General features: G+C 41.9%; 13 protein-coding genes. 11 read left to right on the top strand and 2 right to left on the bottom strand.

Features of this window, described 5'->3' with window-relative positions:
• Nucleotides 1-62: 62 nt before the first annotated feature.
• From NSS66_RS07780 to glnA, 7 genes are all read left to right on the top strand, one after another.
• Nucleotides 63-620: a DUF402 domain-containing protein gene (locus tag NSS66_RS07780; protein ID WP_013310580.1), complete on the top strand. Its 558-nt coding sequence runs from the start codon at nucleotides 63-65 to the stop codon at nucleotides 618-620.
• The gene (locus NSS66_RS07775) at nucleotides 617-1,312 is read left to right on the top strand and encodes a YdcF family protein (protein WP_023989041.1); all 696 of its coding nucleotides are present in this window, start codon (nucleotides 617-619) and stop codon (nucleotides 1,310-1,312) included. Before NSS66_RS07780 ends, NSS66_RS07775 begins: the two co-directional genes overlap by 4 nt.
• A 115-nt stretch (nucleotides 1,313-1,427) precedes the next feature.
• On the top strand, nucleotides 1,428-2,411 hold the full coding sequence (locus tag NSS66_RS07770; RefSeq protein ID WP_071558585.1) for an AAA family ATPase: 984 nt from the start codon (nucleotides 1,428-1,430) through the stop codon (nucleotides 2,409-2,411).
• Between the two features lie 113 nt (nucleotides 2,412-2,524).
• Entirely contained in the window at nucleotides 2,525-3,811 is a 1,287-nt protein-coding gene (gene hflX / locus NSS66_RS07765) for a GTPase HflX (RefSeq protein ID WP_279832930.1), read from the top strand.
• 111 nt (nucleotides 3,812-3,922) lie between these two features.
• Nucleotides 3,923-5,176: a methionine gamma-lyase family protein gene (locus NSS66_RS07760; protein ID WP_279832932.1), complete on the top strand. Its 1,254-nt coding sequence runs from the start codon at nucleotides 3,923-3,925 to the stop codon at nucleotides 5,174-5,176.
• An 83-nt stretch (nucleotides 5,177-5,259) separates the two neighbouring features.
• Complete coding sequence (locus tag NSS66_RS07755) at nucleotides 5,260-5,673, top strand: MerR family transcriptional regulator (RefSeq protein ID WP_007430683.1); 414 nt, start codon at nucleotides 5,260-5,262, stop codon at nucleotides 5,671-5,673.
• Nucleotides 5,674-5,790: 117 nt separating this feature from the next.
• The gene (gene glnA, locus NSS66_RS07750; RefSeq protein WP_013310575.1) at nucleotides 5,791-7,119 is read left to right on the top strand and encodes a type I glutamate--ammonia ligase; all 1,329 of its coding nucleotides are present in this window, start codon (nucleotides 5,791-5,793) and stop codon (nucleotides 7,117-7,119) included.
• A gap of 105 nt (nucleotides 7,120-7,224) precedes the next feature.
• On the opposite strand, the gene NSS66_RS07745 is transcribed toward glnA, so the two are convergent.
• Both NSS66_RS07745 and NSS66_RS07740 read right to left on the bottom strand, forming a co-directional pair.
• Nucleotides 7,225-8,403, bottom strand: a complete 1,179-nt coding sequence (locus tag NSS66_RS07745) for a site-specific integrase (RefSeq protein WP_340958721.1) — start codon at nucleotides 8,401-8,403, stop codon at nucleotides 7,225-7,227.
• 136 nt (nucleotides 8,404-8,539) lie between these two features.
• A complete protein-coding gene (locus tag NSS66_RS07740; protein ID WP_340958719.1) occupies nucleotides 8,540-9,328 on the bottom strand; it encodes a helix-turn-helix domain-containing protein in 789 nt (262 codons plus the stop codon).
• 199 nt (nucleotides 9,329-9,527) lie between these two features.
• On the opposite strand from NSS66_RS07740, the gene NSS66_RS07735 reads away from it, so the two are divergent.
• Genes NSS66_RS07735 through NSS66_RS07720 form a run of 4 tightly spaced genes read left to right on the top strand, consistent with a single transcriptional unit; the run spans nucleotide 9,528 to nucleotide 11,627 of the window.
• On the top strand, nucleotides 9,528-9,752 hold the full coding sequence (locus NSS66_RS07735) for a helix-turn-helix domain-containing protein (RefSeq protein ID WP_103048823.1): 225 nt from the start codon (nucleotides 9,528-9,530) through the stop codon (nucleotides 9,750-9,752).
• Nucleotides 9,753-9,769: 17 nt separating this feature from the next.
• Nucleotides 9,770-10,087: a hypothetical protein gene (locus NSS66_RS07730; RefSeq protein WP_103048824.1), complete on the top strand. Its 318-nt coding sequence runs from the start codon at nucleotides 9,770-9,772 to the stop codon at nucleotides 10,085-10,087.
• Entirely contained in the window at nucleotides 10,078-11,199 is a 1,122-nt protein-coding gene (locus NSS66_RS07725) for a ParB N-terminal domain-containing protein (protein WP_340958717.1), read from the top strand. Before NSS66_RS07730 ends, NSS66_RS07725 begins: the two co-directional genes overlap by 10 nt.
• A complete protein-coding gene (locus NSS66_RS07720; protein WP_076264689.1) occupies nucleotides 11,196-11,627 on the top strand; it encodes an ORF6C domain-containing protein in 432 nt (143 codons plus the stop codon). The genes NSS66_RS07725 and NSS66_RS07720 overlap by 4 nt, the downstream gene beginning before the upstream one ends.
• The last annotated feature ends 79 nt before the right edge of the window (nucleotides 11,628-11,706 follow it).

Here is an 11,706-nt window from a genome sequence, read left to right as displayed (position 1 = left end):
TTTTGAGTGTACAGTTTAAATATGGTAAGCTGGTTTTACCAATGTTGGAGAGGAACATCATTATGAAGCGCAAATTCGGAGACCGGGCCAACTGGCGCAGAATCACCAATCGCAAGTTTGCTTGCCGGTATGTAGAAAGTGACGCGTTTACAGGATATGTGACCCTGTATACAATTTTGAGTCTCAAGGAGCCGTTATGGAAAAGTTACGGTGGTCATACGTTTTGCATAGCCGATAAAGGATATTCCTGGCTGCAATATTACCCAAAAGGTGAGCACTATGTGGTGACTGCTATGTTTGACAATCGGGAGCAGATCGTTGAATGGTACATTGACACCTGCCGTAATCAGGGTGTGACCGATCAAGGAGTCCCATGGTTTGACGATTTGTATTTGGATGTTGTGGTGCTTAAAAACGGTGAAATCTTTCTAGTGGATGAGGATGAATTGGAGGAGGCGTTACAACGGGGGCATATCTCAACGCAAGAGGCAGAATTGGCTAACCGTACAGCGGCTGATGTGTTACATCAGATAGACGCCCACGTGTTCCCCTATTTTAAAATGTCACTGAAACACCGGGCAGAATGGTTTCACAACGGTGATTTCAAGAGAGAACGGTGAAAGTTTTGCAGTGGATTAAAGACACTGGGCCCAAACGTCCTGAGTTGAAAAGCAGGCAGAGTCGCCTTAAGAAAATATCTATGGTATCCAAGCGTCTTGTACTTTGTTTGATGATTTTCATTTTGGTCGGATTGGTATGGGCAGGTATCCGAGTGTGGAACATGAATACGGCTGCCTCTACCACTCCGCTCCAGCAAGTGCAAATTGGTATCGTACTAGGTGCTTCTATGTGGGGAGCTGAGCCCAGCCCTGGATTGAAGGAAAGGCTGGAAGAAGCCTTGCACTTATACCGCAACGGGACGGTACAGCGTCTAATTGTAAGTGGGGGACTGGATAAACCAGATTTTCCGTATACGGAGGCTGAGGGCATGCAACGCTATTTGGTAGATAAAGGGGTCCCTGTACAGCATATTGTGTTGGAAAACCATGCGACCAGTACTTACGAAAATCTGCTCTATAGCCAGCGCATTATGAAGGAATATGGATGGACCTCCACCGTGATCATTACACATAGCTATCATGGCCCTCGGGCGATGGAGATTGCTCAATTCTTGAATTTTGATCATCCTCAGATGGCTCTGACGGAATCCAAAGTGCTCAATATGCCAATTCATCAATCAAGAGAAGTATTGGCATACGCTAAATGGACGCTGCAACGGTGGTGGATCAGCGCTCAAACTTGGGTTGCCTGAATTTAAGAAAAGGCTTTGTGCACGTTCCCGTTGCTTTTATGCTAATAAGGACATGCCAGACCGAATACATTAATAGGGTAAGCTGTGCCTGAAGAAATGTTGAGGTGATGGATGCATGAACGGACGGGGAATCGCCGCGGGCAAGCGGTCGGAGGAGAGACCTTCCAGACAAATTAATGTCGTGCTGCGTAGCCCGGAGCCGATAGCTTCGGTGACTGTGGACGAGACGGAAGCAGTGGCTTCAACCAAGTCACAGGCGCTACCGCAGTATCTCAGTCTTTATCAGGAAATTCAGAAAGAACTCGATCATCTCGTCGGCTTGGATAACATCAAAGACCTGGTATTTGAGGTATATGCCTTTTTGCAAATCGCCCATATGCGCACGGATGCGGGATTGTTGAGCAATGCACACGTATATCACATGATTTTCAAAGGAAATCCAGGTACGGGGAAAACGACAGTAGCCCGCATTATCGCTAAAATGCTGCAAAAAATGGGGGTACTGAGCAAAGGTCATCTGATTGAGGTGGAGAGGGCTGATCTGGTCGGTGAGTATATTGGGCACACTGCACAGAAAACGCGAGATCTGGTAAAGAAATCTCTTGGCGGCGTGTTGTTCATTGATGAGGCTTACAGTTTGGCACGCGGAGGGGAAAAGGATTTTGGAAAAGAAGCGATTGATACCTTGGTAAAGTCCATGGAAGATCAAAAAAATCAATTTATTTTGATTCTCGCTGGATACTCGGGGGAAATGGACTTTTTTTTACGAACGAATCCTGGTCTTCCTTCTCGCTTTCCAATCCAGTTGGATTTTCCTGATTATACTGTAGATCAGCTTATCCAAATTTCCGAGCTGATGGCCAAGGAGCGGGATTATATTCTCATGCCTCAGTCCATAATTAAAATGAAGGAGCATTTGCTAAACGAGCGTAATGACAGTCTTCATGCATTTAGTAATGCACGCTATGTTCGTAACGTGATTGAAAAAGCGATTCGGCACCAAGCTGTCAGGTTGCTCAATCAGTACCGGAGCGGGCAACCCGGCAAGCAGGAATTGATGACGCTGCGTCCAGAGGATTTGAAAATGGACAAAAGATAGGCGATAATAGGAATCTGAATCACATCGAATGGTATGACATCGAACGGGGGCCGGCCTGAACATCAGGTCGGTCTCTGTTCGAGAGTTGACATGAAAATAAAGGAGCAAACAATATGGCGAACTCCACTCATGATACACAAACTGAAATGCAGGACAAGGCGGTACTGGTCAGTCTGATTACGGATGAAGTCAAACGATCTGGCATCAATATGGAATACTCGTTGGATGAGCTGGTGAAATTGGCTGAGACAGCGGGAGTTGAAGTACTGAGCGTCCTGACACAGAATAAGGAAGCCAAGGATTCAAAATGGTTTATTGGCAAAGGAAAAGTAGAGGAATTGCGTGCAGTTGCTGAAGAATTGGGAGCGAATACAGCTATTTTTGATCAGGAGCTCTCGGGGGCCCAAGTACGGAATCTGGAAGAAAGTCTGGATCTCAAAATTATTGACCGAACACAGTTGATTCTGGACATTTTTGCTCAACGTGCAAAAACACGGGAAGGTATTATTCAGGTTGAACTGGCGCAGTTGTCATATTTACTCCCCCGTTTGTCTGGACATGGCAAAAATCTCTCGCGTCTCGGTGGCGGAATCGGAACACGTGGTCCTGGTGAAAGTAAGCTGGAGACAGACCGTCGTCATATTCGTGACCGAATCAGTGATCTGAAACGCCAACTGGAGGAAGTGACTCGTCACCGGTATTTGCACAGGGAGCGCAGACAAAAGAGTGGTATTGTTCAGGTCGCACTTGTTGGCTATACCAATGCGGGCAAATCGACGCTGTTGAAGCAACTGACAGCAGCCGATGTATATATTGAGAACCAACTGTTTGCGACGCTGGATCCTACCTCCAGAACAATGGAGCTACCGAGTGGAAAAGAAATTATTCTTACGGATACGGTCGGTTTTATCCAAAATCTTCCTCATGATTTGGTTGCTTCCTTCCGGGCTACTTTGGAGGAGGCGAATGAGGCTCATCTCATTTTGCATGTCGTGGACGCTTCCTCGGATATGCGAGACGAACAGATGAAAGTTGTAGAGACGATCTTGCAGCAGCTAGGGGCTGCGGACAAGCCTCAGATCGTATTATTTAACAAAAAAGATGCCTGTACCCCTGAGCAACTGGAAATGCTTCCTTCTGGGGAGGGCTATTTGAAAATTAGTGCTTTTGATGAAGGGGATTTGCTGCGCATTCGTGAACTGATTCAAGAGCATCTGAGTGGGGATACGCTGAGATTTCGCATTCCCGCGGAACGTGGAGATTTAACCTCGGTGCTTTATCGAATCGGAGATGTACTGCTGACAGAGTATGATGGCAATGATGTCATTTATGAGGTTGAGATTCAAAGAGGCGAGTACGAAAAGTACGGTCATGCACTCAGCGACTTCACAGAAGGTTAACATCTAATGATGTTTTTGGGTCAATAAAATGATAATGCTCATCGTTCAAAGTGAACAATAATATAACATGAATAGCCTAAGGCTGCGTAAGAGAGAGGGTCAAGAAGGTAAATGGTAGTTTTTAGTCCAGAAATTCAGCAAATTCAGAAAACGGCAGAACATAAAATACAAGAACGTATACAGCACATAGATCATATTGTAGATTCAAATCAGTGGAAGGTAATTCAGGCATTTCAGCGGAAGCAAGTGAGCGATTTTCACTTTGCGGGTTCTACGGGATATGCTTACAATGACCGGGGACGTGAGGTGCTGGAAGAAGTCTATGCGGATGTGTTCGGTGCGGAGGCAGCGTTGGTGCGTCCGCATTTTGCCTCGGGTACTCATACAATTGCCACTGCTTTATTTGGTGTGCTGCGTCCAGGGGATGAACTGTTGTACATTACTGGGAGACCTTATGATACCCTCCACAAAGTGATTGGTAAGCCCGGCGATGGAACAGGATCTTTGCAGGATTTTGGTGTTACTTATGGAGAAACCGCACTGACAGAGGAAGGTAAAGTGGACTGGGAAGCGGTGGAGGCTGCGATCCATGCCAATACCAAAGTGATCGGTATTCAGCGTTCACGCGGTTATGATTGGAGAGCTTCGTTTAGTGTAGCAGATATTGAAGAAATGACAGCACGTGTGAAGGAAATAAAACCTGACGTCATTGTCTTTGTTGACAATTGCTACGGTGAATTTACCGAGAAGCTGGAACCTACTCAGGTAGGTGTCGATTTGATGGCAGGTTCGTTGATTAAAAATCCCGGTGGTGGCATTGCAGAAACGGGTGGATATATCTCCGGCAAACAAAAGTATGTAGAGCTAGCATCCTACCGATTAACTGCACCTGGAATCGGTGGAGAAGTAGGTGCCATGCTAGGTACTACACGAGGCATATTTCAGGGACTATTCCTTGCTCCAACACTGGTTGGGCAAGCGGTTAAAGGGAGCGTATTCGCAGCTGCGGTCTTTGAGGAGATGGGATTTGAGACCAAACCTGCCTGGCATGAAGAGCGTACAGATTTGATTCAGGCTATTTCTTTTAGTGGACCAGAGCATCTAATTGCTTTTGTACAGGGCATTCAGCGTGCGGCTGCCGTGGATAGCCATGTGGTGCCGGAGCCGTGGGATATGCCGGGTTATGAGCATCCAGTTATCATGGCTGCAGGTACGTTCATACAAGGGGGAAGTTTGGAACTATCCGCAGATGCTCCGATTCGTGAGCCTTATATTGGTTACATGCAAGGGGGCTTAACCTACTCTCATGTTAAATTTGGAGTGCTTATGGCTCTGCAAACGATGAAAGAACGTAAATTATTGTGAGTTTTTCTAACATGTCATTGACACTTTGCATCAGCTAAATGTACAATAAGGTGAATAATAGATCACTGGAAGGTTGATGACAAATGGGCGACGAAATTCGCAGAAATATGGCCTTATTTCCAATAGGTATTGTCATGAAGCTAACGGACTTGTCAGCACGTCAGATTCGTTATTATGAACAGCATAACTTGATAGTTCCTGCCCGTACATCGGGAAACCAACGTCTTTTTTCTTTTAATGACGTAGAGCGTCTGCTTGAAATTAAGGCGTTGATCGAGAAGGGTGTTAACATTGCGGGAATTAAACAAGTCATGAATCCGGTTACCAAGGAATCGGAGGAAGCTACGGTTATTACTGCAGATACGGAAGTCAAACGCCGTGAAATGTCCGATACTCAGCTTCACCGCTTGCTGAAACAACAACTTGTTGCAGGCAAAAGACCAGGACAGGTATCCCTGATCCAAGGCGAATTATCACGGTTCTTCAATAAGAGATAATGCTTTGACTTACCTCTTGGCATAAGGTCGCTTTACTTTAAAACCCGGTCTCATCATTTAAGTAATTTATACAACAACCGATTCGTATATAGTCGTTACAGAAAGGGAGAGGTTAGAGTGAGTTATAGCAGAGAAGATATCCTTCGGATTGCGAAAGAAGAAAATGTTCGTTTTATTCGTTTGCAATTTACAGATTTGCTGGGCACTATTAAGAACGTTGAAATTCCGGTTAGTCAACTGGAAAAAGCATTGGATAATAAAATGATGTTTGACGGTTCTTCCATAGAAGGTTATGTGCGTATTGAAGAATCTGATATGTATTTATATCCGGATTTGGACACTTGGGTTGTATTCCCTTGGGTAACCTCGGATCGTGTAGCCCGTTTGATCTGCGATATTTACAAGCCGGACGGAGTTCCGTTTGCAGGCGACCCGCGGGGTATCTTGAAACGTGTACTTAAGGAAGCAGAAGAGTTGGGATATACTTCGATGAATGTCGGACCAGAGCCTGAATTCTTCTTGTTCAAAACGGATGAAAAAGGCGAGCCAACTACAGAACTGAATGACCAAGGCGGGTATTTTGACCTGGCTCCGATGGATCTAGGTGAAAACTGCCGTCGTGAAATTGTACTTAAGCTTGAAGAGATGGGCTTCGAAATTGAAGCATCTCATCATGAAGTTGCACCTGGTCAGCATGAGATTGACTTTAAATATGCAGATGCAATTAAAGCTGCCGACCAGATTCAAACGTTCAAGCTCGTTGTTAAGACGATTGCTCGTCAGCATGGTTTGCATGCTACCTTTATGCCAAAACCTTTGTTTGGTGTAAATGGCTCCGGTATGCACTGCAATCAATCCTTGTTTAAGGATAATGAAAATGTATTTTATGATGAAACGGATGAACTCGGATTAAGCCAGACGGCCCGCCACTATATGGCTGGTATTCTTAAACATGCACGTGCAATGGCAGCGATCACGAATCCAACGGTAAATTCCTACAAACGTCTCGTACCAGGTTATGAAGCGCCTTGTTATGTGGCTTGGTCTGCAAGCAATCGCAGTCCAATGATTCGGATTCCCGCATCTCGTGGTCTGAGCACTCGCGTCGAAGTTCGTAACCCTGACCCGGCGGCGAATCCTTATTTGGCCTTGGCAGTGATGCTGAGAGCCGGTTTGGATGGTATCAAACGTCAGTTGGCTCTGCCAGCTCCGATTGATCGTAACATTTACGTGATGTCTGAGGAAGAGCGGATTGAAGAAGGCATTCCAAGTCTGCCTGCAGACTTGAAAGAAGCTTTGTCTGAACTTATTCGGAGCGAAGTTATCTCTGACGCACTGGGCGACCATGCTCTGGCCTACTTCTATGAGCTTAAGGAAATTGAATGGGATATGTATCGCACACAGGTTCATCAGTGGGAACGTGATCAATATCTGACGCTGTATTAAAAGACATAAAGCCTTGGCATTGCTGGTTTTTCTAGCATGTCAGGGTTTTTCTTTTTAGTTCAAGGGTAAGTGGCTTTTCTACTTTGACCGCGATTTTGACCGCGACTAATTGATTTGGGGATAGTTCATATAAGCTGCATAATTATCTATGCTACGTACCTCAATAAATTCAGTAATATGAGCATAAATGTCGGCAGTGACTTCTATAGATGCATGACCTAATCTTTCTTGGACCTCTTTCATACTAGCTCCCGATTCCAGCATCAGAACAGCGTGAGTATGTCTTAGTCCATGGATTGTGATGCTCTTATCTATGCCTGCGTTTTTGCATATCCTTTTAAAAGCCCGTTGCAAAGTTGATTTCGCAAATGGTAGTCCGTCGCCCCGATTAAAAACTAATCCAAAATCATTCCTGTCTACTTGATCAAGTTGCAATTCGTCTTCTTTTTGTTTTACTATGTGGCTTTTCAGCTCTCTTGATAAATTTTCCGTTATAAGGATTTTTCTGTTTGAAGCGTTTGTTTTTGGTGGAGAAAAAATATTTTCATATTTCATTTCATCATATACTAATGTTTTGTTTACTATAATCCTTTTTTCATCAATGTTTACATCATCTCTTTGCAAAGCGAGAGCTTCCCCCTTCCTTAGACCAGTTTCAATCAGAGTTTTGAAAAAAATGTAGTATTTCCAATTGTCTACAAAGGCAGCATTTAAAAAATCAAACACTTCTTTTTTCGTAAGGTATTTCAAAGTATCAGGTGATTTAAGTTTATTGATATTTGGATCAGGTATAGTAATTTTGGAACAAGGATTTTTTTTAATTACTTCTAATTCCACAGCTTTATACATAGCACTCAACATGGTTGTATGAATAATCTCAACAGTTCTTTTACTACGTTTTGAAATCATTTCATTAATGAAATTTTGATATTGAGCATTGGTTAATTTAGTGACTTTTTCGAATCCTAAGTTTGGAACTAGATGGTTTTTTATATTATTTTTATGTTGTTTATAAGTGTTATTTCTTACAGTCTTTCTCTTATATATTTCTACCCAGTCTTCAAGAAATGTACTAATTAAAATGTTTTTACTCTCATTTATCAATGTTCCATCTTGTAAATGAACCTCTAATTCATCAGCGGCCAACTTAGCTTCGGATTTAGAAGCAAATCCTCTTCGTGTTGTATTTGTCCTCTTCCCTGTTTTGGGATCGACTCCGGTATCAATTTTAAACATCCAGAGTGTTCCTTTTGTCTTTGTTTTGTATTTTTTAAACGATGCCATACTAAAACTCTCCTCTTAATAGATTGAGAAAATAACCATATATCCTCCTTTCTAGAATGTATGTTCGGTTTTATTTGTATAGGAAATAGCTTTTCAGCTATAAACCTAAAAAGTAGAAGTGATTTTTTGTTTAACGTTAGAAATCATTTTTGAGGTCTTTTTTCTCTTGGTCAATTAATGCTTCAGCATATCCTAAGATTCGTTGTTTCAACTCATTTGTTATTAACTTTCCGTTAAACTTTATTTCAGGTTGATTAAGGAATTTTTCTAAATCTTTAGTATCGTTTAATGAAATTTTCTTGGCAGCATCTTCAATTGAGTTTGAAGATTTCGATAAATTATGTCGTTTAGATATCTTTGTTAACTCATTTAAAATCGATTCTTTTTGTTCGAAATTTAATTTTTCTAAAATAACATCTTTCAGAATAGCGAAGTTGCACACTAAATTAAAAGTATCTTGAGTGAGTTCTATAAGAGTGTCAGGATCGTTTTCATATTCAACTAAACCTTTCTTATATAATTCGTAAAAAGCTCTAGTTTCATCATTAATCTCAATCGAACTAAAAATTGTATACAATTCTTTATGAAGGAATGATAAAAAATTACCGTTTTCATCTACAAGTAAACGTGCTACCTGTTTAATTTTTTCGTTAAGGTAAAGATTCGAATCATGATCATCAATCTTGATTAATACATCATCATCATTCACGTCGATGTGTCCAGCAATTATCATTAATTCATTAAAGGATATATCTAAAGCTGAAGAAATTTTCTTTAACGTATCAGGTTTTGGTACATTTCGTTTACCCGTCTCAATTCTTGACAATTGGGCGATACTTATCCCCGATATTTTTGAAACATCCGTTAATGTTAGCCCCTTGCTATCACGTACATGCTTAATCCAAATGCCAAGTTCGTTTGACACTACAACTCCACCTTTTTTCTTATTGGTAACATAATAACATCATTTTACCTAGAGGTAAATATTTAGTTAGGGTTATTAAGGAAACAGATGAAATTAAGCGTATTAGCTAATTTTATACTGGAAAACGGCGATAAATAAATTTTACCAAAAGGAAAATAAGTAGTATTATTTGCCTGTAGGGAAAGAGAGGGGCTTTTCAATGACCAATACTTTAGGTGTGTATTTAAAAAACCGCAGAAAAAAGAAAGGTCTAAACCTAATTGAGTTGTCAGAATTATCTGGAATTAGTATTGCTCAAATTTCAAGAATTGAAACTGGAAAGAGAGGAACGCCTAAACCAGATACAATAAAAAAATTTTCATACGCTTTGGACTTAAGTTATGAAGATTTAATGATAAGAGCTGGACATTTAGAAAAACAATAATGAGAAGGAATGATTAAATGGAAACGACAATGAATGTTCATATTCCTGAGATCGATAAGTATGTACAGGAACTTGTTAAGAAGGCTTATGAGTTAGGAGTGGAAGAAGGAAGAAAAAAATACAGCTTCCCCACATTGCTCACCAAAAATAACCTTAAAGAAATTCTACAAGTTGAGCTTTCGGCAGTGAATAAAATCGTAGATATTCCAACATTTCCGAAGTTCAAGCAAATAAGAGCAAGATATCCAAGAGATCATGTTTTCACTTGGATCAACGATAATTCTTCCACTCTTAAAGATAACTCATTAAAGAAAGGAGAAAAAACTTGCAAATAGATATAAACATGATCAAAGTCAGTAATCGAATCCGTAAGGATTTTGGCGGGATAGAAGAACTGGCTCGAGATATTAAACAGAATGGACTCATTAACCCTATTGTAGTAACACCGGATTATCAGTTGATTGCTGGAGAGCGGCGGTTGAGAGCGCACCAGTTCCTTGGACGCTCAGAAGTGACGGTAAGAGTTATGGAAATCAAGGATTTTGAGCATCAACTTCAGCTTGAGATTTCCGAGAATGAACATCGTAAGGAGTTCACTTTTTCCGAGCGAGTAGAATGGGCGCGGCGACTTGAAGAGGTCGAACGCTTGAAGGCCAAAGAGCGCATGGCTGAAGGTACGGAAAATTTTCCTGACCAACCTACCGGACAAGTTCGGGATATTGTAGCGGATCAGGCAGGCTTTGGCTCTGGCAGGCAGTACGACAAAGCGAAGTTTATTGCGGAAAATGCTACTCCTGAAATCATTCAGCAGCTTGATGAAGGCTTGATTAGCACTCACAAGGCATTTGTAGAAACCAAAGCTAGGCTCGAAGCTGCTGTGCGTGAGGCAGAGGAAAGAGCAGAGCAGGCAGAGCGGGACAAGCTTGAGTTACAAAGACAGTACAAAGATGCCATTCCTGCGGATCAACTTGAGGATGCCGTATCTGCGGCTGTAGAGCGTCACGAGGAAGAAACAGGCATTTTCATTCGTCAAAAGGAAAAAGAGGCAGAAGCGCAGCTCAAGCAACGCGATGAATATTGGAAAAACAAACTCAATGACGATTTGGAAAAAGAACGTTTAAAAGTTGAACAATTGAAGAGTGGCTACCAAAGAGCTAAAGAAGAACTTGAGACTATCAAACTCCAGCAGCCAGACGACTTCAACGAACAGGAGGCTGCTGCTCAAATGAAGAAGCTTCGCTTTGAAGCGGACAGTAATACGATCCAAGTGAGTATCCATGTGAAACAGTTTCTGCAAAAGGTTGGAATTACTTCATTCATGTTGGGTGCAATAGGCAGTGCAAGTAGCTCTGAAAAGAAACGGTTGTCTGAAAGTTTGGACATGTTGGAAGCCTTTATCGAACAGATTCGTCCAGCTGTAAACAGCAGAAAGGTGGTAGAAAAATGACGCTAATTAATCCTAATCAACAGCCAGATTTCTTGTCTGTAGTTGAAAAGCAAATGCAACTAACTGAGGCTCAAGGCATGGCGATTCGTGGTCTTGTGGACGGTATTAAGCAAATGCATTTGGATGTTACTGAAAAAGTGGAAGAAGTTCAGATGATGGTTCAAGAGGTTCGGGATAGCGTGACGCTTACAGATGCTGAATGCTATCAGTTACAGGATGCAGTAAGAATCAGGTCCATTACTCTCACAAAAGATCGTTACAAGGAGACAGATGGAAAATTTAACGAAACGGTCGGGAAATATCGCCGCATGATTTGGAGTAAGCTGAAAGTTTTGTTCTCAGTTGCAAAGTACAGTCACATCCGGCGCATAGATTTTGATGATTCCATTTACTTCGTTAAAGAGTTTCGTCCAGAAGACTATATCTAAGAGGTGAAGGATTATGACTCTACCGGAATTGGCTCGTATCTGGTTCGAAAATGAATTACAGCATGCCATTATCGTTCGT

It is taken from the genome of Paenibacillus sp. FSL R10-2748, from assembly GCF_038005565.1.
In the GTDB taxonomy this organism is placed as follows: domain Bacteria; phylum Bacillota; class Bacilli; order Paenibacillales; family Paenibacillaceae; genus Paenibacillus; species Paenibacillus polymyxa_B.
The sequence above is the reverse complement of the archived record's forward strand: the minus strand, read 5'-3'. Positions and strand labels throughout refer to the sequence as shown.